Source organism: Kitasatospora sp. NPDC001660 (assembly GCF_053596725.1).
In genome coordinates this window covers 1-24137 of the sequence record NZ_JBSFGU010000043.1, presented here as the reverse complement: position 1 = coordinate 24137, position 24137 = coordinate 1, and the positions used below count along the sequence as shown (strand labels likewise).

Genomic DNA, 24137 nt, shown 5'->3' with positions numbered 1-24137 from the left:
GCAAGGAATCGGCCGCCGTCGAAGTCCTCGACGGCGGCCGGTGCCGGGCTCCGGCGGGTGGGTGCGGCGGTGGGTGGGTGCGGCGGTGGGTCAGCCAGCCCGGTGGAGGGCGACGGTGGGATCCGTGCGGTAGCCGAGCCGGCTGGTGACGTCGACGACGCCGTCCACGCCGCGGCACAGCCTCTCGACCACCGGCGCCTGACCGGGGTGGTCGAGCGTGCCGCCGAGGGTGACGCGGCCGTCGTGGACCCGGACGTCGAGGGTGTCCGGATCGATGCCCAGGGTGCGGCGCAGGACCTCGGCCCGGATCTCCTCGCGGATGGCCCCGTCGTGCCGGAGGAACACGCGGAGCAGGTCGCTGCGGCTGACGATGCCCACCAGGCGGCCGGCCTCGTCGACGACGGGCAGGCGCTTGACGCGCTCGCTCTGCATCAGGCGGGCCGCCTCGACGACCGTCCACTCCGGGCGCGCGCACACGACCGGGGCGGTCATCAGGCCCACGGCGGTGGTCGCCCGGCTGCGGGCGCGCTCGCGGGGCGGGAGGTCCGGGGTGAGCAGCAGCCCGGCGGGGTCCTCCTGGGCCGCTTCGTTGAGCAGCAGGTCGGCTTCGGAGACCACTCCGAGCGGGCGGTCCTCGTGGTCCAGGACGGGCACGGCGGTGATGTCGTGCTCGGCGAGCAGCCGGGCGATCTCCTTGAATCCGGTGTCGGGCCGTACGTGCACGACCGCCGGGGTCATCAGTTCTCCCACGATCCGGTGTCGCATGGTCGGTTCGCTCCTTTCCGATCGGCGGCGCGGCCGCGCGTCGGGTACTGGGTGTGCGGGTCAGTCGTTCCGGTGGCGGACCACGACGACGGGGCAGGGCGCGTGCTGGACGCAGTGCTGGCCGACCGAGCCGAGCAGCGCTCCGGTGAAGCCCCCGTGGCCCCTGCTGCCGACGACCAGGAGTTCGGCGCCGCGGGCCGCGTCCAGCAGGCACGGCACCGCGCCGCCCTCCTGCACCCGGGTCCTGATCCCGGCCGGAGCGCCGGAACCGGTCGCTTCCGTGACGCTGTCGTCGAGGATCTTCCGCGCGATGCCCGGAAGGTCCTCGTAGGCCTCGATCGGCACCGTCCACCCGGTGGCCACCGGGTGCTGCCACGCGATCAGGGCCTCCACCACGGCGCCCTGCATGCGGGCCTGGCCGACGGCCCACCGGAGTGCGTCGACCGATGCCGGCGATCCGTCGACACCGACCACGATCCGCTGCTCCGGTCCGGTCTTCTCGCTCACGTGCCTTCTCCTTCGCGTTCTCGTTACTCTCAACCATCGGCGCTGCCGGGGAAGTTGCGAAGGACCGAACGGGTCCCGAAGGCCGGGACCTTCAGCCCGGCCCTTGCCCGGCACAGGGGTGCGAGTCCCGTGCCGAAGGGAATGCCGTGCGGCACGGTCCCGGGCCGTCCGGTCAGGGCCGTCAGACGGTGTGCAGGCCGTGGGCCTCGAACACGGCACGTGCCTCCACCGTCCGGTCGCTGGTGGGCACCGGGGTGTCCGCCAGCGTGCATTCCAGGCCCAGCGCACGCCACTTCGCCATGCCGAGCCTGTGGAACGGGAGGACATCGACCCTGGTGACGTTGCCCAGCGAGGCGGCGAAGGCGGCGATCCCCTCGATGTTCTCGACGGGGTCCGTCAGGCCGGGGACGAGGACGAAGCGGACCCAGACCTCCTTGCCGAGATCCGCCAGACGGCGGGCGAAGTCCAGGGTGGGGGCGAGCTCCCGCCCGGTCACGTGCCGGTAGAGCGCGCGGTCCCACGACTTGACGTCGAGCAGGACGAGGTCGGTGTCGGCGAGCAGCGCATCGGTCGCCCGGGCGCCGAGGAAGCCGGAGGTGTCCAGCGCCGTGTGCAGCCCGAGGTCGTGCTTGAAGCGGTGCAGCAACTCTCCGGTGAGAACCGGCTGGAGCAGCGGCTCGCCACCGCTGACGGTGGCGCCGCCGCCGGACACCCGGATGAACTCGACGCACTTGGCCGCCTCACTGACGATCTCGTCCGCGCGGATGCGCCGCCCGTCACGCAGGTGCCAGGTGTCGGGGTTGTGGCAGTACAGGCAGCGCAGCGGGCACCCGGCCAGGAAGGCGACGAAGCGGGTGCCGGGGCCGTCGACGCCGGTGGACAGGTCCCAGGAGTGGAACATTCCGCCGGGCGGGCGCCTGCCGGCGACGGCGGCCGGTGTCGCGGCCGGCTCGGGTCGACTCGACAGATGGACGGGCAGGATGGGATCGGGCATGGGAAATCTCCCGGTGAGGCGCGGTGCCGGCGCCCTTGGTCGGGGATGCGCCGGCACCGCGAGCGGGGGGTGCGGGCTACAGCGCGTCGTGGAAGGTGCGGCCGATCACGTCGAGCTGCTGTTCGCGGGTGAGGCGGACGAAGTTGACCGCGTAGCCGCTGACCCGGATGGTCAGCTGCGGGTACTTCTCCGGGTGGGCCATGGCGTCGAGGAGGGTGTCCCGGTTGAGGACGTTGACGTTCATGTGGAAGCCGCGGCAGGTGGTGTAGCCGTCCAGGACGCCGACCAGGTTGCGCACCCGGTCCTCGGGGCTGCGGCCGAGCGCGTCGGGGGTGACGGTGTTGGTGAGCGAGATGCCGTCCTCGGCGTGCTCGTAGGGCAGCTTGGCGACGGACAGCGCGCTGGCCACGTAGCCGTGGGCGTCGCGGCCGTTCATCGGGTTGGCGCCGGGGGAGAAGGGCTCGCCGGCCCGGCGGCCGTCCGGGGTGTTGCCGGTCTTCTTACCGTAGACCACGTTGGAGGTGATGGTGAGCACGGACTGGGTGTGCTCGGCGCCCCGGTAGGCGGGGTGCTTGCGCACCTTGTGCATGAACTCCTCGACGAGCCGCACCGCGATCGCGTCCGCCCGGTCGTCGTTGTTGCCGTACGCCGGGTACTCGCCCTCGACCAGGTAGTCGGTGACCAGCCCGGTCTCGTCCCGCACGGGCCTGACCCTCGCGTACTTGACGGCCGACAGCGAGTCGGCGGCCACCGCAAGGCCGGCGATGCCGCAGGCCATGGTGCGCCGGACGGCCCGGTCGTGGAGGGCCATTTCGAGGCGCTCGTAGGCGTACTTGTCGTGCATGTAGTGGATGACGTTCAGGGCGTGGACGTACGTCCCGGCGAGCCACTCCATCTGCTCGTCGAAGCGGGCGAGCACCTCCTCGTAGTCGAGCACGTCCCCGCGGACGGGCGCGGTGGCCGGGCCGACCTGGGCGCCGGAGAGTTCGTCCCGGCCGCCGTTGATCGCGTAGAGCAGGGTCTTGGCGAGGTTGACGCGGGCGCCGAAGAACTGCATCTGCTTGCCGACCTCCATCGCGGAGACGCAGCAGGCTATCGCGGTGTCGTCGCCGAAGCGCGGGCGCATCAGCTCGTCCGACTCGTACTGGACGGAGGAGGTGTCGATGGACACCTTCGCGCAGAACTCCTTGAATCCCCGGGGAAGTCGCGGCGACCAGAAGACGGTCATGTTCGGTTCGGGGGCCGGTCCCAGGTTGTAGAGGGTCTGCAGGTAGCGGAAGGAGGTCCGGGTGACGAGGGTGCGGCCGTCCGCGCCCATGCCGCCGATCGACTCGGTGACCCAGGTCGGGTCTCCGGAGAACAGCTCGTCGTACTCGGGGGTGCGCAGGAAGCGGACGATCCGCAGCTTGATGATGAAGTCGTCGATGAGCTCCTGTGCCTGGCGCTCCGTCAGCACGCCAGCGTTCAGGTCGCGCTGGAGGTAGACGTCGAGGAAGGTCGAGGTGCGGCCGAGCGACATCGCCGCGCCGTTCTGCTCCTTCACCGCCGCCAGGTAGGCGAAGTAGAGCCACTGGACCGCCTCCCGGCCGGTGCGCGCCGGGCCGGAGAGGTCGTAACCGTAGGCGGCGGCCATCTCCTTGAGCTCGCCCAGCGCCCGGATCTGCTCGGCGAGTTCCTCGCGCTCGCGGATCGTCTCCTCCAGTCGGGCGGGGTCGGTGGGCGCGGCGTCCAGTTCGGCCTTCTCGGCGAGCTTGGCCTCGACCAGCCGGTCCACGCCGTACAGGGCGACCCGGCGGTAGTCGCCGATGATCCGCCCGCGCCCGTAGGCGTCCGGCAGGCCGGTGATGACGCCGGCCTTGCGGGCGGCGAGGATCTCGGGGGTGTAGGCGTCGAAGACGCCGTCGTTGTGGGTCTTGCGGTACCGGGTGAAGATCTTCTCCAGCCGCGGGTCGACCGGGTAGCCGTAGGTCCGCAGCGCGCCGGCGACCAGCCGCCAGCCGCCGTTCGGCATGATCGCGCGCTTCAGCGGGGCGTCGGTCTGCAGGCCGACGATCAGCTCCCGCTCCCGGTCGATGTATCCGGGCGCGTGCGCGGTGATGGTGGACGGAACGTCGTACGCGACGTCGTACACGCCCTTGGCGCGTTCCTCGGGGAAGCGGTCGGTGATCTGCCGCCACACCTCGGTGGTGCGTTCGGTCGGCCCGGCCAGGAAGGCGTCGTCGCCGTTGTACGGGGTGTAGTTGTGCTGGACGAAGTCACGGACGTCGATGGCGTCCCGCCAGAGTCCGCCCTTGAAGCCGTCCCAGGCGCTCATGGTCTGTTCCTGCTGCGAGGTGGTCATCTCCGTGTCCTCTCTCAGGCCTGGTCGCCGTAGTAGGCCTGGCGCATCAGCCGCTGCATGTCGGCGAGCAGCGGCATCCGGGGGTTGGCGGGCGCGCACTGGTCCTCGTAGGCGTTCATCGCCTGCTGGGGCAGGGCCGCCAGGAAGGCGGTCTCGTCCACGCCGGCCGCCTTGAAGGAGCGCGGGATGCCGACCCGCTCCCGGAGGTCCTCGACCGCCGCCGCGAGGGACTCGACGCCCTGCTCCGGGGTGGCGGCCGGCAGGCCGAGCATCCGGGCGATGGCCTGGTAGCGCTCGGGGGCGACGTAGCTCTGGTACTTGGGCCAGCCGGTCACCTTGGCCGGGGCGGAGCCGTTCCAGCGGATCGCGTGCGGCAGCAGGAGCGCGTTGGTGCGGCCGTGGGCGACGTGGAAGGTCGCGCCGAGCGTGTGCGCCATGGCGTGCACCACGCCCAGGAAGGCCGAGCCGAAGGCCATGCCGGCGATCGTCCCCGCGTTGTGCATCTTCTCCCGCGCCACCGGGTCGTCCGGGCCGTTCACCACGGCCTGCTCCAGGTTCTCGAAGATCAGCCGGATCCCCTGCAGGGCCAGTCCGTCGGTGAAGTCGTTGGCGTAGACGGAGACGTAGGTCTCGATGCAGTGGGTGAGGGCGTCGAAGCCGGTGTCCGCGGTGACGTCCTTCGGCAGGCGGGTGGTGAGTGCCGGGTCCACGATCGCCACGCTCGGGGTGAGCGCGTAGTCGGCGAGCGGGTACTTCTGGCCGGTGGCGGTGTCGGTGATCACCGCGAAGGGGGTGACCTCGCTGCCGGTGCCCGAGGTGGTCGGGATGCACACCAGTCCGGCCTTCGCGCCGAGGTCGGGGAAGGTGAAGGCGCGCTTGCGGATGTCGAAGAACTTCTCCTTCAGGTCCGCGAACTCGACCTCCGGGTGCTCGTACATCAGCCACATCACCTTGGCCGCGTCCATCGGCGAGCCGCCGCCCAGCGCGATGATCGTGTCCGGTTCGAACTCCCGCATCAGGGCGGCGCCCTTGCGGACGGTGTCGATGCTCGGGTTCGGCTCGACGGAGTCGATGACCCGCACCTCGACCGGCTCGCGGCGGCGGCCGAGGACGCCCCGGATCCGCTCCAGGTGGCCGATCTCCACCATGGTCCGGTCCGTCACGACGACGATCCGGTGCGCGTTGGGCATGCTCGCCAGGTACTTGACCGAGTTGCGCTCGAAGTAGATCTTCGGCGGGACCTTGAACCACTGCATGTTGGTGTTGCGCCGCCCGATCCGCTTGATGTTGACGAGGTTCAGCGCCGAGACGTTCCCGGACACCGAGTTGTGCCCGTAGCTGCCGCAGCCGAGGGTCAGCGACGGCGTGAAGGCGTTGTAGACGTCGCCGATGCCGCCCTGCGAGCTGGGCGCGTTCCAGATGATCCGGCAGGCCTTGACCGCGTGCCCGAACTCCTCGGCGAACGCCGCGTCCTCGGTGTGCACGGCCGCCGAGTGCCCGAGTCCGTCGAACTCCACCATGGCGGCGGCCAGTTCGACGCCCTCCCGACGGGAGTGCGCGGTGAGCACGGCGAGCACCGGGCAGAGCTTCTCCCGGGTCAGCGGCTCGGCCGGGCCGACCCGCTCGCAGTCGGCCAGGATCACCGAGGTGTCGGCCGGCACCTCGAAGCCCGCCGCCTCGGCCACCTGCGCCGCCGAGCGGCCCACCACCGTCGGGTTCAGCCGGCCGCCCGAGCAGGCCGTCCCGTCGCCGGCGCCGAACAGGTACCGCTCCAGCAGCGCCTTCTCCTCGGCGCTCGCGTGGTGCGCCTTGAGCTTGCGGAACTCGGCGAGCGCGGCGTCGCGGATCTCCGCATCCAGCACGACGGCCTGCTCGGAGGCGCAGATCATGCCGTTGTCGAAGGACTTCGACAGGACGACGTCGTTGACCGCCCGCTTCAGGTCCGCACTCCGCTCGATGTACGCCGGGACGTTGCCCGCGCCGACGCCCAGGGCCGGCTTGCCGCAGGAGTACGCGGCCCGGACCATCGCGTTGCCGCCGGTGGCCAGGATCGTCGCGACGTCCGGATGGTTCATCAGCGCGCCGGTGGCCGCCATCGACGGCTCCTCGATCCACTGGATGCAGTGCTCCGGGGCCCCGGCCGCCACCGCCGCGTCCCGCACGGTCCGGGCCGCCTCGGCGGAGCAGCGCTGGGCCGAGGGGTGGAAGGCGAAGACGATCGGGTTGCGGGTCTTGAGCGCCAGCAGGCACTTGAAGATCGTGGTCGACGTCGGGTTGGTCACCGGGGTGATGCCCGCGACGACCCCGACCGGCTCGGCGATCTCCACGATGCCGTCGATCTCGTCCCGGTGCACCACCCCGACCGTCTTCGTCCGGGCCATGACGTGGGTCACGTTCTCGCAGGCGAAGACGTTCTTCACCGCCTTGTCCTCGAAGACCCCGCGCCCGGTCTCCTCGACGGCCAGCACCGCGAGGCCGGTGTGCCGTTCCAGGGCGGCGAGCGAGGCCTTCTTGACGATGTGGTCGACCTGCTCCTGGGTGAAGTCGGCGTACTCCCGAAGGGAGATCAGCGCGTTGGCGACCAGTGTGCCGACGGCGTCGCCAGGGCGTGCCGCCCTGTCCGGGAGCGGTGCCGGGGCGGGAGAGGTCTGTTCCTCGGTCTGTGGGCGACGCGGCATGGCTGGAACACCTTTCGGTTCGTCATCAGGGATGCGCGCTCGCGGGTTCCGCTCGCGCCTCCACCGTCAGCCTGCCTCGGCATCCTCCTCCGGGGGCCCGGCCAATGGGGCACACCCGAAGGCCGAAGGTCCCTCACCCGCGGACCACCGGTCCCGGAACGCGCGCCGGAACGCCGGTGGCCGTGGTACCGACCTCGTCGGTACCACGGCCACCTCGGTGCGAACGGCTCAGTCGTGCGGGACCACCGCGACCGGGCTGTGCGCGTGGTGCAGGACGGTGTGGGCCACGCCGCCCTGCCAGGGTGCGACCGCGGGCAGCCCGGGCTTCCTGCGGCCCACCACCGTCAGCGAGGCCCCCCGCGACGCCTCCACCAGCGCCCGCCCGGCCGGCCAGGCCGTCACCTCGGCATCGACGCGGACCTCGGGGAACTTCTCGCGCCAAGGCGCCAGGCCGTCCTGGAGATGCGTCAGCTCCGCCGTTGCCAGGGACTCCCTGATCTCGCCCTGATCCACCGGGGCCTCCGTCACGTACGGCCCGGTGGGCACAGCCCGGCTCTCCAGGACCCGCAGGGTCGCGGCACGCGCGGCGGCCTGGCCGAAGGCGAAGTCGAGCACCTCGCCACTGGGCAGGCCGCTGTCCAGCCCGACCACCACGTCGCCGGAAGCGGTGCCCCGGCCGTCCGCTCCGGCCCGGACCAGGACGACCGGGCAGCGGGCGTGCGCCGCCGCACGCAGCGCGACCGAGCCGACCAGCAGCTCGGTGAACCCGCCCAGTCCGCGCGAGCCCAGGACCAGCAGGCCGTCCCGCCCGCCGGCCGCGGCCAGCGCGTGAGCCGGGCTGCCGGGCACGTGCTCGCACGCGATCTCCAGGCCGGGCAGCACGCGGGCGATGTGTTCCCGGGCGGCGAGCACCGACTGCGGAAGGCGCTCGCCGCCGTCGCCGGGCCCCGTGGGCGTGCAGGTCTCCACTCCCCCGGCGTGGATCATCCGCAGCGGCCGGCCACTGCGGTAGGCCTGGTAGGCCGCCCACTCGGCCGCGGCCGTGCTCGCTTCCGATCCGTCGACTCCGACCACTACGGCCTGCGACATGATGACGGTCCTCTCTCGTTCGACGGGGTCGCGGCGTGGCTGCACGCCACCCTCGGTGTCCGGTACAGACTCGCGGCCGCCCTGGGCCGGCCACAGGGGCCGAGCAGCCCTCCGACACGGCCCGAAGGTCCCCCTCACGCCTCCGGCACCAAGGCCACCGGGCAGGCCGCGTGGTGCGGGACGCCAGGGGTGACCGGGCCGACTCCGGGCGATGTGGCGCACCACCTTCGCCGTCCTCGCCTTCCAGAACCGGCCGCCCATGATGCGCCCCTACCGGTGGGGGCCTCGCCGGAACGCCGGTTTCACGGCGAACCGGGCCGGACGACGGACGGCGCCGGAAGCGGTCGAACCCGCTTCCGGCGCTCCGCCCCGACACGGGTCAGGTCCCCACGACCGGACCCGCTTTCACCCGCACTACTGGTCCGCGGGCGTGATCAGGCCGTAGTGGCCGTCGTACCGGTGGTACAGGATGTTGCCGCGACCGGTCGAGGCGTCCGTGAAGAAGACGAACGGCAGGCCGCCCAGGTCGAGGCGCGCGACCGCCTCGGCGACGGTGATCTCGGGGACGCCGGCGGTGCTCACCGGGATGCCCGGTTCCGCCTCGGGCTCCGGGCCGGCCGAGGAGATCCGGTACTCCCCCGTCGTCCCGTCCCGGTAGACGATGCTGTCGCGGCCCGTCGCCGTGTCGGTGTACAGGTGGAAGTCGTAGTCCATCGCCTCCAGCTCGAACACCGCCGCCCACGCGGTCTGCCGCGCGAGGCTGTAGGTCTTGTGCCGCTCGATGCGGCGCTCCTCCGTGCCCAGCGCACGGGGCCGCGGACGGTGTTCGTGCCCGGCGGCCGCGTGTGCCTCGCTGTGGTGGCGGTGGTGGCGGTGGGTCCGCAGGCGGGTGATCCGGGCGTTCAGGCGGTCCTGGAGCAGGTCCACGGCCTCCTGCATGGTGGTGGCCGCGACGTGCGCGCGCACGGGCCGTCCGTTGAGGTCGACCGTGGCCTGGGCGATCGACGGCTTGGCGACCGCGTGGTTGGCCTCCTGGGTGAGCTTCACCCGGGCCGCGAGGACCGGTTCGTCGAGGCGTTCGAGCACCGCGAGCAGCTTGGTCCGGGCGTATTCGGGCGCGGCCAGGGAGACTTCGCCGCGGGTCGCCACCAGGACCTCGGTGGCGGGTCGGCTCTGCAGACGGGTCATCGCAGTTTCCTTTCCGGGTGGTTTTCAGACTGCCGCGCGCTGATCGGCCGGGCCGGGGGCCGAAGGTCCCGCCGGCAACGCCTCGGGTCCCTCCCCTGCGGCCCCCGGCAGTGCGCGGACCGTGGTGCCCGTGGTGCCGAGGATCGTGCCGAGGGCGTTGTCGAGCGGGCCGATGGCCGCGAGACCGCCGGTCCGCTCCGCGAACGCGGCGGCGGCCTCGGCCTTGGGCCGCATCGACCCTTCCGGCAGGTCCAGTTCGCGCAGCCGGTCGGGTGTGACGCTCACCAGCGGGCCGGGGTGGGCGGCACCGAAGCGGGTGAACACGTGGGTGACGTCGGTGAGTATCAGCAGCGCGTCGGCATCGAGCTGTTCGGCGAGCAGCGCCGCGGCCAGGTCCTTGTCGACGACGGCCTCGACGCCGCGCACGCGGCCGGTGTACGGGTCCCGCGTGACCGGGACACCGCCGCCACCGGCGGCGATCACCACCGCTCCCGTGGCCAGGAGGGCGCGGACGGCCGGGAGTTCGACGATCCCCGTGGGGCGGGGCGAGGGGACGACCCGGCGGAGGTGTTCACCGTCGCGCGCCGTGGTCCAGCCGCGTTCGGTCTCCATCGTCCTGGCCTCGTGCTCGGTGAGCCGCCCGCCGATGAACTTCCCGGGCCGCCCGAACGCGGGGTCGTGCGGGTCCACCTCGGTGTGGGTGGTCAGCGCGGTGACGGTGCGCCCGGGCAGCCGGCCCAGGAGCTCGCGGACGAGCAGGGTGCCGATCATGCCCTGGGTCTGGGCGCCGAGGACGTCCAGCGGGTACGGCGCGGCGAGCGCCGGGTCGGCCTCGCTCTCCCGGGCGAGCAGGCCGATCTGCGGGCCGTTGCCGTGGGCGATCACCAGCTCGTGGCCGGCGGTGACGAGTTCGGCCAGCGAGCGGGCGGCATCGTGGACGTGGCGCTGCTGGATGTCGGCGTCGGGGTGTTCGCCCCGCTGGAGCAGGGCGTTCCCGCCGAGGGCGGCGACGATGCGCATGGTCACTTCCTCCCGAGGGTGGCGACCAGGATCGCCTTGATGGTGTGCATGCGGTTCTCGGCCTGGTCGAAGACCAGCGAGGCCGGCGACTCGAAGACCTCGTCTGTGACTTCGAGGCCGTCGAGCCGGTGCTCGGCGGCGAGTTCGGCGCCGAGGTCGGTGCGGCGGTCGTGCAGGGCGGGCAGGCAGTGCAGGAAGGCGGTGTCCGGGTTCCCGGTGGCCGCCAGCGTCCTGGCATTGACCTGGTACGGCAGCAACCGGGCGATGCGCTCGGGCCACCGGGCGTGGTCCTCGCCCATGGAGACCCATACGTCGGTGTAGAGGTAGTCCGCTCCGCGCACGGCCTCCTCGACCTCGTCGGTGAGCGTGAACCGGGCGCCGCTGTCCCGGCCGAGCCGGATGCACTCCGAGACGAGCTCCGGATCGGGCCACAGGTCGCGCGGGGCCGCGACGCGTACGTCCATGCCGAGCAGACTGCCCATGACCATCAGGGAGTTGGCGGTGTTGTTGCGGGCGTCGCCGAGGTAGCAGAAGGAGATCTCCTCCAGCGGCTTTCCGCTGTGCTCACGCATCGTGAACACGTCGCACAGGCTCTGGGTGGGGTGGCACTGGTCGGTGAGGCCGTTGTACACGGGGACGCCGGCGCGGGCCGCGAGTTCGGTGACGGTGTCCTGGTCGAAGCCGCGGTACTCGACGGCGTCGTACATCCGGCCGAGGACGCGGGCGGTGTCGGCGATGCTCTCCTTGTGGCCGATGTGGGAGCCGTCCGGGCCGAGGTAGGTGGTCATGGCGCCCTGGTCGGCCGCGGCGACCTCGAAGGCGCAGCGGGTCCGGGTGGAGCTCTTCTCGAAGATCAGGGCGATCCGGCGGCCGGTCAGCCGGGGCGTCTCGGTTCCCGCCCGCCGGGCCGCCTTCAGTTCGGCGGCGAGGTCGAGCAGGTGGTGGATCTCGGCGGCGGTGAAGTCGAGTTCGCGCAGGTAGTGGCGGCCGGTGAGGTCGATGCTCATGGCGGTTGCTCCTCGGTGGTCAGTTGGCGGGGTCGCGCTGGATCGGGCAGCTCATGCAGCGCGGGCCGCCCCGGCCGCGGCCGAGCTCGGAGCCGGCGATGGTGACGATCTCGACGCCCTGCTTGCGCAGGTAGGTGTTGGTGGTGGTGTTGCGCTCGTAGCCGACGACGACACCGGGGGCGAGGGCGAGGAAGTTGCTGCCGTCGTCCCACTGTTCGCGCTCGGCAGCCCGCTCGTCCTGCTCGGCGGACAGGAAGCGGACCTTGTCCAGGTCGAGGGCCTCCGCGAGAGAGGCGGCGAGGTCGGCGTCGGTCCGCACGTCGAAGCCGGCCGGGAGCTCGGGGGCGGGGGTGAGGGTCCACGACCGCAGGCCCTCGGCCAGGCCCGGGTAGACGGTGAAGGTGTCCCGGTCGATCATCGTCAGGACGGTGTCCAGGTGCATGAACGCCCGGCTCTCCGGCAGGCGGACGGCGATCAGCCGGTGCGCGGCGGCGGTCAGGAACAGCTGCTGGGCGAGGGTTTCGACGGCCTGCGCGGTGGTGCGCTCGCCCATCCCGACCATGACCACACCCGGGGCGACGACGTGGACGTCCCCGCCCTCCAGGCTCAGCCCGGGTGCCGTGGTGGTGCCGTCGAACAGCGGAGGCGCCGTCTCGGCGAACAGCGGGTGGAAACGGTAGATCGCGGCGGTGTGCAGGGTCTCCCGCCGACGGGCCGGCTTCGCCATCGGGTTCAGGCTGTAACGGCCGCCGATCCAGCAGGAGTTGTCCCGCGGGAAGAGGTGGTTGGGCAGCGGCGGGAGGGCGAAGTCCTGCTCGCCGAGGGTGTTCCAGTGCAGGCTGTGGGGGCTGCGCAGCGGCAGGTCGGCCTTGAGCACGCCGCCGATCAGGTACTCGGCGAGGGTGGTGCCGTCGAGCTGCCCGCACAGCTCCCGGACCGGCTCGACGAGCGCGGGGCCGACGGTGGCCCCGGTGACCACCTGGCCGAGCAGCCAGGCCCGGGCGGGCGGCAGTTCGAGGGTCTCGGCGAGCAGGTCGGCGTAGTGGTGGACGCGCACACCGTGGTCGCGCAGGACCTGGGCGAAGGCGTCGTGCTCCTCGCGGGCGCGCTTGGCCCACAGGATGTCGTCGAAGAGCAGCTCGTCGACGTTGCGCGGGGTCAGCCGGGCGAGCTCCAGGCCCGGGCGGTGCAGGATCACCTGCCGCAGCCGGCCGGCTTCCGAGTCGACACGCAGAGTGGACATCTCGGTGTACTCCCTTGTTCTCAGTGCTGGTGACGTGGCGTCAGCGCACGCAGGACGATGGCGGTGAAGCCGACCGGACGGACGGTGCGGGCCGCCTTCGTGGGCGGTGCGTCGCGGCGGACCGGACGGATGTCGGTCGGCCGGGTGTCGGTGCCGGTGAGGGCGCCGGCCGCGGGTCGGGCGTGCGGTCGCTTCAGCCAGATGTAGACCGGGATGCCGAGCAGGATGGTGAACAGGCCGTAGTAGACGGTCTGGTAGCCGCTGCCCTGGATCGACCAGTAGGAGAAGGCCAGCGCGAGGACCGTGACGGCCGTGTCGCGGGCGAGGCGGCGCCGGTCCAGCTCCTCCCTGCCGTGCAGCGCCAGCCAGTACAACTGCGCGGCCGCCGAGACCAGGTAGGGGATGACGGCGGTCAGCACGCTCAGCAGCACGATCTCGGTGAAGACCTTCGTGAACCGGGTGTAGCTGATCACGGTGAGCACCGACGCGAGGACGGTCGCCGAGACGATGCCGAAGGCCGGTACCTCGCCCCGGCCGCGCGTGCCGGCGAACGCGGACGGGAACAGTCCGTCGCGGGCGGCGGCCATCGGCATCTCCGCGCAGATCAGCGTCCAGCCGTTCAGTGCCCCGAGCCCGGAGACGATCGCGGCGGCGGCGACCAGGTTCCCGGCCCAGTGCCCGCCCGCGATGCTGTTCATCGCATCGGTGAACGGCGCGCTGGAGGAACCGAGTTGTGCGTGCGGCACGGTGCCGAACACGGCCAGGGTGCCGAGCAGGTAGATCGCCGCGCAGGCCAGGGTGCCGTAGACGGTCGCCCGCGGCACGTTGCGCTTCGGTTCCCGCACCCGTCCGGCCGCCACCGAGGCGGTCTCCAGGCCGATGTAGCTGAACAGCGCGATCGCCCCGGCCGCCGAGACGGCGCCCGCCGCCGAGCCGCCGCTCGCGTTGAAGGTCCCGAAGTTTCCGGACTTCACGAACAGCAGGCCGACCGTCGCCATGAACGCCAGCGGCAGGAACTTGAGCACCGTGGTGACCACCTGGAACGCCCCGATGCTGCGCACGCCGGTCAGGTTCACGATCGCGGGCAGCCACAGGCCCACCAGGGCTATCGCAACCGAAGTCCAGGTGTGGTGGCCCTTGTTGACGAACACCTCGACATAGCCGACCCAGGCCACCGCGATGGCCGCGTTCCCGGCCCAGGCCGTGATCCAGTACGACCAGGCGGTCAGGAACCCGGCGAACTCGCCGAACGCCTCGCGGGCGTAGACGTATGGCCCGCCGCTGCCCGGCACCCGCTCCGACAGGCGCCCGAACGTCACGGCGAGCGCCAGCGCCCCGACGGTCACCAGGACGAACGCCACCAGCGCGATCGGCCCGTACGGCGCGAGCGCCGACGGCAGCGCGAACACGCCGGTACCGATGATGCTGCCGACCACCAACGCGGTGGCGGCCGGCAGCCCGAAGGCACCGCTGCGCCGCCGTGGTCCGTCATCCGCCGTGTTCACCGGTGGTCTTCCGCGGTCGTGTACGGACATCTGGAGCTCCTTTGCCAGGTGCTGAAATCGTGCGGACGGGACCGGCCTTCGCCGCGGCCCGTCGGAAAAGATCCTCGGATCGGCGGGCGGCGCATCCCATGGGCCGACAGTCCCGTTCCCCCGCCCCAGCGGTCCCTGCTTCCCCACCCGATGGTCCCGAGGAGCCGCGGCGCGCACCGGCGCGTGACACACCGCCTGCCGCGCCCCGCAGGGACCATCGGCCCATCACTGAATTCCGTCAGTCCCTTGGCTCCTGCTCGGCCCGACGGGAGATTTGTGCAGAGCCGGACGGCACCTGTACCCGGCCCCGAGCGACCGGCAAGGAGCGGTTGTGACGACACGGCCGCTATGGGGGGTCTCGACGGCTCGCCACAGAGCAAAGCCGCCGCCTTGTGGGCGGCGATGGAGGCGCACAGGAGCGGCGGAGGGTCGTTCCGGACGCCGCCGCCGATGCATGACTGGTCGTCATCGGCCGGCGCGAGCACCGACATCACGTCGGCGTGCTGCTCGGACCGGTCGCGCACACCGCGCTGTACCGATCCACCACCCCGGTGGCGGTCGTCGCCCGCCCCCGAGAACGAGCGCCCGATGGTCCCCACCATTCACCAGATCGTCAACGAAGGAGTACCGGAAATGACCACGCCGCCCGAACAAACCGACCTGGTGCCGCCCTTCCGCCGCCACCTGCGGCAGGCGCTCGGGAAGGACCGGAATCCGTTGGGCCGCCCGATCGACCGCTCACACAGCCGGGCCCTGGTACTGGCCGTCCTCGGCATCGGACTCGCCGTGCTCGGCAGCGCGGGCGCGGCGGCGGCCGACTTCGCCGTTGTCCGGCACCAGGCCTCGGTGACGGCCGCCCGCCTGCACCAGGTCCAGGCGGTCGTACTCGCCCCGGCCCAGCGACGGTCCGGCGCCGACACCGGCGGGCGACGGTACGAGGCCGACGCCGTCTGGGTCTACCCCGCCGGAAAGCGCACCACGGGCAACGTCCCGGTGCCGGGCGGCACCGCCCCCGGTTCGACCGTCGGCCTATGGGTCGACGACACCGGCCGCTCCGTCGCTCCCCCGCTCGGATCGGCCGCCGCCGCCGCCAAGGCGGCCTGCCTCGGGCTGTTCGTCCTCGGAGGCCTCGGAGCCCTCATCGTCACCGGTCTCGGCATCCGCCTGGACCTCCTGGACCGCCGGGCGGACCTGGCATGGCAACACTCCTGGGCGCTGCTGGAGCCCGTTTGGAGCGGCCGGGCCTCGCGCGACAACCGGACGGGCTGACCGTACCGGCCACGCCCGGCCACTTCGGGCCCTCTGAAGGAGACGCCCCCGTGACCGCGCCCATGACCGCACCGTCGACGGATCGGCTGGTACCGGAGCCCCCTTCGCGCCGGCCGCCGGAGCCTGACGGAGCCCGGCGCGCGAGCGGCCCACCCGTGCACACGGCGGCCCGGCACCCCTCACGGTTAGGGCCCTCCGGCCCTATCGACCCCGTCCGGCATCCGGCAGACTGCGATGAGATCTGTATGACCTGCCACTGGGGGCAGGCATCGAGCATGGAGCGGTGATGGCGGACAACGCGGCGGCGGGCGCAGGCAACCCGGTGAAGGTGTTCCTCCTGGACGACCACGAGGTCGTCCGAAGAGGCGTGCACGACCTGCTGGACGCGGAGCCCGGCTTCACGGTCGTCGGCGAGGCCTCCACCGTGGCGCAGGCGCTCACCCGCGTTCCGGCGCTCAGGCCGGACGTCGCGGTCCTGGACATGCGGCTGCCCGACGGCGACGGCGTGACGGTCTGCCGCGAGCTGCGTTCCCGGATGCCGGAGTTGGCCTGTCTGATCCTCACGTCCTTCGACGACGAGGAGGCGCTGCTCGACTCGATCATGGCCGGCGCCGCCGGCTACGTCCTCAAGCAGATCAGCGGCACCGACCTCGTCTCGGCGGTCCGCACGGTGGCCTCCGGCCAGTCCATGCTCGACTCCGGCGCCGCCACCCGGCTGATGGCCAGACTGCGCGGCGAGGCCGCTCAGCAGACGTCCGACTTCCCGCACCTCACCGACCGCGAGCGGGAGATCCTCGCCCTGGTGGGCGAGGGCCTGACCAACCGGCAGATCGGCCAGCGGCTCTACCTCGCCGAGAAGACCGTCAAGAACCACATCTCCCGTCTGCTCGCCAAGCTCGGCGTGGAACGCCGGGTCCAGGCGGCCGTCATCGCCACCCAGGTACTGTCGGGCCGCGACCGGACGGGAGCCCGGACGGCCGTCTGAGCCCGGGATGCGCCTGGGCCGACCGGCCCCCGCACAGCAGGACCGCCGGCCTGGTGACCATCCGGATCCGTCCGGACCTGGTGTCCGGGCGTTCCCTGCCCGGTTCACCCGCGTGCGAGGTCCGACCGGCCCGCGACCTGGCCGGCCCGTCCTCACCGCAACGGGGCGGACCAGGTCAGTCGAGTACCGCCCTCCGCCGGACTGATCAGCTCGAACACGCCCCCGAGCCCTTCCGCACGCTCGGCGAGGTTCCGCAGGCCGCTGCGCCGCCCCTGCTCGGGAACGCCGACACCGTTGTCCTGCACCGTCAGCACGACCTGCTGCCCCGTGGCGCCCAGCACGACCTCCACCCGGTCCGCCTTCGCGTGCCGGGCGGCATTGCTCAGCGCCTCCCCCAGGACGGCCACGACGTGTTCCGCGACCTCCGCCGGGACATCGGTGTCCAGCAGCCCCTCCATGCTCAGCCGGGGCGGGAAGCCCAGGACCGCCTGCGCCTGCTCGACGGCCCGCATGGCCCTGGCCCGCAAGCCCTGCCCGGCGCGCTCCTCGCGAGCGCGGAGCCCGAAGATCGTCGACCTGATGATCTTGATCGTCTCGTCCAGGTCCCCCACCGCACGCAGCACCCGGTCCGAGGCGCCGGCGTGGTCGATGAACCGCGCGGCGCTCTGCAGCGTCATCCCGGTCGCGAAGAGGCGCTGGATGGCCAGGTCGTGCAGGTCCCGGGCGATCCGGTCCCGGTCCTCCAGCAGCACCAGCTGCTCCGCGTCCCGGCGCCGCTCCGCCAGCTCCAGTGCCAGTGCCGCCTGATCCGCGAAACCCAGCAGCGGACCGATCTCCCGATCGGTGAACACCGGCTCACCGGCGCACCGGGCCAACAGCAGGACGCCCTCGACAGGTCCGCCGTTGCGGCCCAGGGGGACCGCCACCGCCGCCCCGAGCCCCTCGAACCTCCGTGGGCCCGCGGACAGCCGCGGGTCACCCGCCAGGTCGACCGTGGTCGCCAGGGCGCCCTGTGCACACGCCTCCCCTGACAGCGTCCCGTCCAGCGGCACCACCAAGCCCTGCCTGGCAGCCGCGTCACCACCGACGGCCAGCTCCACCCTGACGGTGTCGGCACCCTCGACGGGCACGGACACGTCCGCCAGCTCGGCGCCGGTGATCTCCCGCGCCCGCCGCGCGATCAGCTCCATGACGTCCGAGCGGGAACTGCCGGACAGCAGGCTCCGGGTGATCTCCGCGCTCGCGCTCAGCCAGCGCTGCTGGCGCTGGGCCTCCTCGTACAGCCGGGCGTTGTCGATCGCCACGCCGGCCGCGACCGCCAGGGTGGCGATCACGGACTCGTCGTCGGCGTCGAACTCCTCGCCGCCCCGCTTGTCCGTCAGGTAGAGGTTGCCGAACACCTCGTCACGCACCCGTACCGGTACGCCCAGGAAGGTCCGCATCACCGGGTGGTGCGCGGGGCAGCCGTACGACGCAGGATGCTCGGAGAGGTTCTCCAGCCGCAGTGACTCGGGGTTGCGGATCAGCTCGCCGAGGATGCCCCTGCCCGTCGGGTACGGGCCGATCTTCGCGATCTCCTCGTCCGACAGCCCCACGGTCAGGAAGGCGGAGAGCGTCTCGCCGTCCGGCCCGATCACCCCGAGCGCCGCGTACTTCGCGTCCACCAGCACGGCCGCGGCTTCCACGATCCGCCGCAGCACCTGCGTCAGGTCCAGCTCCCGGCCGACCGACAGCACGGCTTCCAGCAGGCTGTGCACCCGGTCCCGGGTGCCCCGGGCCGCGTCGATCCGCGCCTGGAGCTCCTCCAGCAACTCGTCCAGCCGCAGCTGCGGAATCCGCGACCGCACCCCGTCCCCGCCCACGCGGGCCTCCTTAAGTCCTGGCTACCGGCCGGTCGATTGTTGCAGAAGGCGACTGCCGCCGGTCAGGGCCCGCCCCTCTCGGGCCCTGCAGAACCCCAGGCCGGGGCGATCAGGCCGGGCGAGCGGCCACCCACCGCGCCTCCGGGTCCGGCATGACTGTTGCCCGCCAGGGCCGTACCGACGCGCCGTCCGAGTAGGCCCGGTGATCTATCGGCACCCACACCGTCCGCCGCGCGCCGCGGAGACGCCGGGATACGGGGACTGCCAGAAGTACGTATGGGAGGACAATCCGACCTGCCGCGCGCATGACGCCGAACAACCCGCCACCGGCAGCTCCGCGTCCGTGCCCGCGGGCGAGGCGGCCGAGGTCGCCGCGGGGCGGAGGGCCGACGGCTTGAGGTGGTTGAAGAGCAGGTTGAGGGTGAACGCGAGGATCGCCGTCAGGGTGATCGGGCTGCCGAGGACGGTCTGCGCCCACACGGGGAAGTCCCTGAAGAACACCTCGTTGCCGTACGGGTCGGTGGCAACCGCCGGCAGTAGGCCGACACCGAGCGAGACCGCGACGATCAGGAGGTTGTGATTGCCGTGGAACTCGACCTTCCTCAGCGTCTGCACGCCGACCGCGGTGACCATCGCGAACATCACCAGGGCCGCACCGCCGACCACCGGCTCAGGGACGGCCGCGACCAGCGCACCGACCTTGGGCACCAGGCCCATCACCAGCAGGAAGCAGCCCGCCACCGCAACCACCCACCGGCTGCGCACCCCGGTCATCTGCACCAGGCCGACGTTCTCCGCGTACGCGGTGTCGGGGAAGGAGTTCATGCAGCCGCCGAGCACGGCGGAAAGGCCGTCGGTGGCGAGGCCGCGCGCGATGTCGGAATCGGTCAGCTCCTTGCCGGTCATCTCGGCCACCGCGAGCATGTCCGCGGTGGACTCGGCATAGGTCACCAGCATCACGATGCACATCGAGACGATCGCCGCCGCGTCGAACCGGGGCGCACCGAAGTGGAACGGCGAGGCGATGCCGAACCAGCCTGCGGAGCGGACCCCGCTCAGGTCGAACAGGTGCAGCGGGATCGAGGCCAGCGTGCCGAGGGCCAGCGCCAGCAACGGCGCGAGCTGTCCCAGGAGGCCGCGCAGCAGCCGGCTGAACAGCACGATCAGCGCGATCACGCCGAAGCCGAGGGCGATGTGCGACGGCTTTCCGTAGGCGGCGGCCGAGGTGTCGTGTCCGGCGATCATGCCCGCTCCCGGGCCGATCAGCGAGAGCCCGATGATCATGATGACCGTACCCGCCACCAGCGGCGGGAAGAACTTGATCATCTTGGCGAACGGTTTCGCGACGAGCAGGCCGAACACGCCGGAGACGAGCATCGCACCGTACACCGTGGGCAGTCCGTGCCCGGCGGCGATGGTGATCATCGGACTGACCACAGTGAAGGTGGCGCCGGCCACCACCGGCAGCCGGACACCGAGGACGCGGGAGACGCCGACCGCCTGAATGACCGTCGCGATGCCGGCGACCAGCAGGTCCGCATTGACCAGCAGCGCGATCGTGCGCAGGTCGAGTTTGAGGGCGCTGCCCACGATGAACGGGACGGCGACAGCGCCTGCGTACATGATGACGACGTGCTGGAGACCGAGGATCGCCAGCCGGGGTACGGGCGGCACCTCGTCGACGGGATGGGCCCGCGCGGGGCTGGGGTTGGCGTTCTCGGACTCGCTCTGCGAGTGCATCGGAACCTCCGTTGTACGCGGACAGCGTCGCACCACGTCAGGCGCGACGACGGGAAGCTCCTGGCGGCAGCAGCGGCGCCAGGATGGGGAAGGGAGACGAACGTCCCCGGGGGGCGTTGATCCCGCCTGGTGCACGGGTGCCGACATCCGGATGTGGAGACTCTAGAGGCCGAGCCTGCGATCCGGGCCATTGTGCGATCCGCCAGCCGGTCAGGCCGCATGCCTGCAGCCGGTTGTAGGTTCCACCGAACCTCGCGGCCGATCCATCAATCGTGACAAACAGTCAAACTCTCCGAAACAAAACCCTGTTCCCATGAGCACACGACTCCGGCATGCCTAGACCCCGTCCGCCCGCCGAACACGAGAAGCAACACACGGGCGCTGGAGCGAACAGCCAACGTCCGAAGCACTCTCTTCCCCGCGAGCCCAGAGCTCCACGCCTGCAGGGAACGCAACCGCCCCGCCGTCGGTGCGCCGACGGCGGGGCGGGGGTCTGCCGCTCGTGCCACGTCCGGCACGGCTCGTGGCGGGTCCTGCGGTGCAGGGACTACGGCAGGTAGTACATCGGGTTGGGCAGCTTGAAGCCCTCGCCGGCGTGGCCGCCGGCCAGGTCGCTGTTCTGGTCCCCGAAGTTGCCCACGATGTCGTAGCCGAGGCTCTCGATGTGGGCCCGCGTTCCGGACTTGTACTCGGTCACGGTGCAGTTCGCCCCGCACGGCAGGTAGGGCGCGGGTGCGGTCTTGTTCTTCATGAACAGGTGCGCCTCGTCCGCGACGGGGTACCCGACGGCGGCGAGGTTGGCTGCCGTGGCGGCGCGCTGGGCCTCGGGGCGACCGGTGATGTAGAAGACCGTGTAGCCCTGCTGCTGGGCCCAGGTCGCCAGGTCGTTCATGCCGAACACGGCCGGCATGGTCTTGGTGGCGATGTACTGGGCGTTGCTCGCCGGGTTGTAGACGAAGGTCGTCTCCAGCTCGTAGTTGTACGTCGACAGCGTGGTGTCGTCGACGTCGAGGACGATGGCCTTCTTGCCGGAGTGGCCGTGCTTGATCTGCTGGGCCAGGTACTTGCGGGCCTTGGACTCGATGCCCTTGACCTGGGTGGCGTAGTTGCTGTCCGGGGAGGGCCAGTGCTCGCCGTTGGCGTCGACGGTGTCCCCGTAGTACGCCTTGATCTTGGCAACCTCGTCGGTCATGTTGGTGATCTGACGGTCCGTCCTGGGTGCGGCGGCATCCGCGGCGGCGAGCCCGCCGCCGGCCACCACCGCGCCGACGACGACGCCGACGGCGAGGGTGGGAATCCTCCGTGCACGGGACGTCAGGGTCTTTTCGAGCATAAGGGCTTGCTCCTTCTGCCGCAGGCCGGGAGGGCATGACTCGCCCGTCGAACCGGCGTGGGGACTGCGTGGTGCCCCGAACCGTAGGGGTGATCAACCGCACAGGTCAAGCGTGGTCTACGCGCATGGTCTACGCGCGATACCGCCGAGGCCCGCGAACTCCGCCCCGACCACGCCGTCCGACCCGGGGCCGTGCAGCATCTCGCCACGTGAGATCTTCGGGCGATCCACTTCTACAGACTGTTGCAGCACGTTCAGACTATGGCAACCTTCCGTTCACCGATCGGGCCCCTCTCCGCTCGATCGACGCGCGCCCCCCACATGCGCTCACCCATGCGCTCATTCGCTCAGTCATGCGCTCACTCGAACTCACAAGGAGCAAGGATGGGCCCCCGACGCCCCACCGTCATCGCCCTGGCCGCAGCTCTCGGCGCGGCCCTGCTCGCGGCCCCGCAGGCCCTCGCCGCGGGCGAGGGCCCCGACCTGCGCCACCACGGCGGCAGTTGCGTGATGCAGGCCGGCAACCACCGGGTCGACCACGTCATCTACCTCACCTTCGACAACGTCCACTTCACCCGGGACAACCCGAACGTGCCCTCCGATCTCGAGCAGATGCCCCACCTGCTCGACTTCCTGGAGCACAACGGCACCCTGGACACCGCGCACCACACGCCGCTGATCGCCCACACCGGCAACGACATCCTCACCCAGCTGACCGGCCTGTACGGCGGCGACCACGGGCAACCGGTGTCCAACTCCTACCGGTACTACAAGCCGGACGGGACGAGCGCCTCCGCCCGCACCTTCGCGTACTGGACCGACGGCGTCGCCGACCCCTCCAGTGCGGCCCCCACCGACACCGCGCCGACGATGGTCACCCCGGAGGGCCGGAACACCCCGGCCCCGTGGACCGCGTACACCCGGGCGGGCTGCGACTTCGGCTCCGTCTCGGTGGCCAACACCGTGCTGGAGAACACCGGTTCCGACATCGACAAGGTCTTCGGCAAGGGATCGCCGGAGGCCGCCGAGGCCCAGGCGGACCCCGTCCGGGCGCAGGCCGACTTCGTCGGCATCGGCGTGCACTGCGCCCGGGGCTCCGCGCACTGCGCCGGCCCCGCCGCCCGCCCGGACCTGCTGCCCGACGAGCCCGGCGGCTACCTCGGCTACCGCGGGCTGTTCGGCGCCCACAGCGTCGACCAGGTGATCTCCGGAAGCGGCCCGGTCCGGGCGATCGGCGGAGCCCCGGTCACCGACAAGGCCGGCAACCCCGGCTTCCCCGGCTTCGACTCGACGTCCGCCGCCAACACCCTCGGCTACCTCGCCACCATGCAGGAAGCCGGCGTGCCCGTCACCTACGGCTACATCTCCGACGCCCACGACCGCTACCCCGGCGGCAGCGCCTTCGGCCCCGGCGAGGCCGGATACGTCGCCCAGCTCAAGGCCTACGACCAAGCCTTCGACGGGTTCTTCCAGCGCCTGGCCAAGGACGGCATCACCCCCGCCAACAGCCTGTTCGTCGTCACCTCCGACGAGAACGACCACTTCGTGGGCGGCAAGCCCAGCCCTGCCGGCTGCGACGGCGTCACCACCCCGTGCAGCTACCAGCAGATCGGCGAGATCAACGCCAACGTCCGCGGACTGCTCGCCACCCAGCAGCACCTCACCACCCCCTTCCAGCTGAAGTCCGAGTCCGCCCCGAGCTTCTACCTCGACGGCGACCCGGGCCCCGACGCCGCCACCACCCGCGACTTCGAACGCGCCGTCTCCAAGCTCACCGCGGTCAACCCGCTCACCGGCGCCACCGAACCGATCAGCCACCAGCTCGCCGACCGCACCGAGATGAAGATCCTCCACATGGTCACCGGCGACCCCCTGCGCACCGCCACCTTCACCGACTTCCTCGACCCGAACTACCTCGCCGTCGCCGGCGCCGCGAACTGCGCGACGGCCTGCGTGGGCCTGAACCCGGCGGAGGCGTGGAACCACGGCGACTTCGCGCCCGACATCAACACCACCTGGCTCGGCCTGGCCGGCCCGGGCGTCAAGCGCCTCGGCGCCACCGGCGCCGTCTGGTCCGACCACACCGACATCCGCCCCACCATGCTCGCCCTGCTCGGCCTGCACGACGTCTACGCCCACGACGGCCGCGCCCTGACCGAGTTCCTCACGCCCGCCGCACTGCCGAAGAGCCTGCGCACCGGCGACCAGGCCGACTACCGGCGCCTGGCCACCGGCTACAAGCAACTCAACGGCGGAGTAGGAGAGTTCGCCTCGGCCACGCTGTCCGCCGCCACCCGCGCCGCCGCCTCCGACGCCCCGGGCGACGCCGCCTACCGCGACACCGGCGCCCGGCTCGCCGCCCTCGGGGACCAGCGCGACCGGCTCGCCCGCCGGATCGGCGCCGTCCTGGACGACGCCGCCTCCGGCACCGGCCGCATTCCCCCGGCCACCGCCCGCGACCTCGCCCGGCAGGCCGAAGACCTCATCCACCAAGCCGACGGGATCGCCCGCGGCTGACCCCACCGGACGGCGGTGGGGCGGGGGGGAGGCCCCCCACGCGGAAGGGCGGGGGGAGGGGGAA

The 24137-nt window shown here is 71.9% G+C and carries 17 protein-coding genes; 3 read left to right on the top strand and 14 right to left on the bottom strand.

Annotated elements, in window-relative coordinates:
- Positions 1-90 precede the first annotated feature (90 nt).
- From ACWCXH_RS31575 to ACWCXH_RS31525, 11 genes are all read right to left on the bottom strand, one after another.
- Positions 91-765 carry a CBS domain-containing protein gene (locus ACWCXH_RS31575; RefSeq protein ID WP_449804919.1) on the bottom strand — a complete coding sequence of 225 codons (675 nt, stop codon included), beginning with the start codon at positions 763-765 and terminating at the stop codon, positions 91-93.
- A gap of 60 nt (positions 766-825) precedes the next feature.
- On the bottom strand, positions 826-1272 hold the full coding sequence (locus ACWCXH_RS31570; protein WP_449804918.1) for a universal stress protein: 447 nt from the start codon (positions 1270-1272) through the stop codon (positions 826-828).
- Positions 1273-1453: 181 nt separating this feature from the next.
- Positions 1454-2266 carry a pyruvate formate-lyase-activating protein gene (gene pflA, locus ACWCXH_RS31565; protein WP_449804917.1) on the bottom strand — a complete coding sequence of 271 codons (813 nt, stop codon included), beginning with the start codon at positions 2264-2266 and terminating at the stop codon, positions 1454-1456.
- A gap of 76 nt (positions 2267-2342) precedes the next feature.
- Entirely contained in the window at positions 2343-4607 is a 2265-nt protein-coding gene (pflB, locus tag ACWCXH_RS31560) for a formate C-acetyltransferase (RefSeq protein ID WP_449804916.1), read from the bottom strand.
- A 14-nt stretch (positions 4608-4621) separates the two neighbouring features.
- Positions 4622-7285 carry a bifunctional acetaldehyde-CoA/alcohol dehydrogenase gene (adhE, locus tag ACWCXH_RS31555; RefSeq protein WP_449804915.1) on the bottom strand — a complete coding sequence of 888 codons (2664 nt, stop codon included), beginning with the start codon at positions 7283-7285 and terminating at the stop codon, positions 4622-4624.
- 228 nt (positions 7286-7513) lie between these two features.
- Positions 7514-8374, bottom strand: coding sequence for a universal stress protein (locus tag ACWCXH_RS31550; protein ID WP_449804914.1), 861 nt, complete (start codon positions 8372-8374; stop codon positions 7514-7516).
- Between the two features lie 414 nt (positions 8375-8788).
- On the bottom strand, positions 8789-9562 hold the full coding sequence (locus ACWCXH_RS31545) for a ribosome hibernation promotion factor (protein ID WP_449804913.1): 774 nt from the start codon (positions 9560-9562) through the stop codon (positions 8789-8791).
- 24 nt (positions 9563-9586) lie between these two features.
- Entirely contained in the window at positions 9587-10582 is a 996-nt protein-coding gene (locus tag ACWCXH_RS31540) for a carbamate kinase (RefSeq protein WP_449804912.1), read from the bottom strand.
- 2 nt (positions 10583-10584) lie between these two features.
- Positions 10585-11589 carry an ornithine carbamoyltransferase gene (argF, locus tag ACWCXH_RS31535; protein ID WP_449804911.1) on the bottom strand — a complete coding sequence of 335 codons (1005 nt, stop codon included), beginning with the start codon at positions 11587-11589 and terminating at the stop codon, positions 10585-10587.
- 19 nt (positions 11590-11608) lie between these two features.
- Entirely contained in the window at positions 11609-12832 is a 1224-nt protein-coding gene (locus tag ACWCXH_RS31530; RefSeq protein ID WP_449804910.1) for an arginine deiminase, read from the bottom strand.
- 20 nt (positions 12833-12852) lie between these two features.
- Positions 12853-14367, bottom strand: a complete 1515-nt coding sequence (locus ACWCXH_RS31525; protein ID WP_449804909.1) for an amino acid permease — start codon at positions 14365-14367, stop codon at positions 12853-12855.
- Positions 14368-15000: 633 nt separating this feature from the next.
- Here ACWCXH_RS31525 and ACWCXH_RS31520 point away from each other — a divergent pair.
- Positions 15001-15636, top strand: a complete 636-nt coding sequence (locus tag ACWCXH_RS31520; protein WP_449804908.1) for an Rv1733c family protein — start codon at positions 15001-15003, stop codon at positions 15634-15636.
- 286 nt (positions 15637-15922) lie between these two features.
- Complete coding sequence (locus ACWCXH_RS31515) at positions 15923-16621, top strand: response regulator (protein WP_449804907.1); 699 nt, start codon at positions 15923-15925, stop codon at positions 16619-16621.
- Positions 16622-16773: 152 nt separating this feature from the next.
- On the opposite strand, the gene ACWCXH_RS31510 is transcribed toward ACWCXH_RS31515, so the two are convergent.
- The 3 genes from ACWCXH_RS31510 to ACWCXH_RS31500 all read right to left on the bottom strand — a co-directional run bounded on the left by ACWCXH_RS31510 (position 16774) and on the right by ACWCXH_RS31500 (position 21556).
- Complete coding sequence (locus ACWCXH_RS31510) at positions 16774-18483, bottom strand: GAF domain-containing protein (protein WP_449804906.1); 1710 nt, start codon at positions 18481-18483, stop codon at positions 16774-16776.
- Between the two features lie 207 nt (positions 18484-18690).
- Positions 18691-20223, bottom strand: a complete 1533-nt coding sequence (locus tag ACWCXH_RS31505; protein WP_449804905.1) for a nucleobase:cation symporter-2 family protein — start codon at positions 20221-20223, stop codon at positions 18691-18693.
- A gap of 547 nt (positions 20224-20770) precedes the next feature.
- Positions 20771-21556: an HAD family acid phosphatase gene (locus ACWCXH_RS31500; protein ID WP_449804904.1), complete on the bottom strand. Its 786-nt coding sequence runs from the start codon at positions 21554-21556 to the stop codon at positions 20771-20773.
- 384 nt (positions 21557-21940) lie between these two features.
- Between ACWCXH_RS31500 and ACWCXH_RS31495 the strand changes: the two genes are divergently transcribed.
- Positions 21941-24073 carry a hypothetical protein gene (locus ACWCXH_RS31495; RefSeq protein WP_449804903.1) on the top strand — a complete coding sequence of 711 codons (2133 nt, stop codon included), beginning with the start codon at positions 21941-21943 and terminating at the stop codon, positions 24071-24073.
- The last annotated feature ends 64 nt before the right edge of the window (positions 24074-24137 follow it).

Excerpts from the sequence above, each read along its gene's own strand:
- ACWCXH_RS31540 (WP_449804912.1), bottom strand. The coding sequence starts at position 10,582 with ATGCGCATCGTCGCCGCCCTCGGCGGGAACGCCCTGCTCCAGCGGGGC.
- ACWCXH_RS31500 (WP_449804904.1), bottom strand. The coding sequence starts at position 21,556 with ATGCTCGAAAAGACCCTGACGTCCCGTGCACGGAGGATTCCCACCCTC.
- ACWCXH_RS31505 (WP_449804905.1), bottom strand. The coding sequence starts at position 20,223 with ATGCACTCGCAGAGCGAGTCCGAGAACGCCAACCCCAGCCCCGCGCGG.
- ACWCXH_RS31545 (WP_449804913.1), bottom strand. The coding sequence starts at position 9,562 with ATGACCCGTCTGCAGAGCCGACCCGCCACCGAGGTCCTGGTGGCGACC.
- ACWCXH_RS31515 (WP_449804907.1), top strand. The coding sequence starts at position 15,923 with ATGGCGGACAACGCGGCGGCGGGCGCAGGCAACCCGGTGAAGGTGTTC.
- ACWCXH_RS31530 (WP_449804910.1), bottom strand. The coding sequence starts at position 12,832 with ATGTCCACTCTGCGTGTCGACTCGGAAGCCGGCCGGCTGCGGCAGGTG.
- adhE (WP_449804915.1), bottom strand. The coding sequence starts at position 7,285 with ATGCCGCGTCGCCCACAGACCGAGGAACAGACCTCTCCCGCCCCGGCA.
- ACWCXH_RS31495 (WP_449804903.1), top strand. The coding sequence starts at position 21,941 with ATGGGCCCCCGACGCCCCACCGTCATCGCCCTGGCCGCAGCTCTCGGC.
- pflB (WP_449804916.1), bottom strand. The coding sequence starts at position 4,607 with ATGACCACCTCGCAGCAGGAACAGACCATGAGCGCCTGGGACGGCTTC.
- ACWCXH_RS31550 (WP_449804914.1), bottom strand. The coding sequence starts at position 8,374 with ATGTCGCAGGCCGTAGTGGTCGGAGTCGACGGATCGGAAGCGAGCACG.
- ACWCXH_RS31575 (WP_449804919.1), bottom strand. The coding sequence starts at position 765 with ATGCGACACCGGATCGTGGGAGAACTGATGACCCCGGCGGTCGTGCAC.
- argF (WP_449804911.1), bottom strand. The coding sequence starts at position 11,589 with ATGAGCATCGACCTCACCGGCCGCCACTACCTGCGCGAACTCGACTTC.
- ACWCXH_RS31520 (WP_449804908.1), top strand. The coding sequence starts at position 15,001 with ATGACCACGCCGCCCGAACAAACCGACCTGGTGCCGCCCTTCCGCCGC.
- pflA (WP_449804917.1), bottom strand. The coding sequence starts at position 2,266 with ATGCCCGATCCCATCCTGCCCGTCCATCTGTCGAGTCGACCCGAGCCG.
- ACWCXH_RS31525 (WP_449804909.1), bottom strand. The coding sequence starts at position 14,367 with ATGTCCGTACACGACCGCGGAAGACCACCGGTGAACACGGCGGATGAC.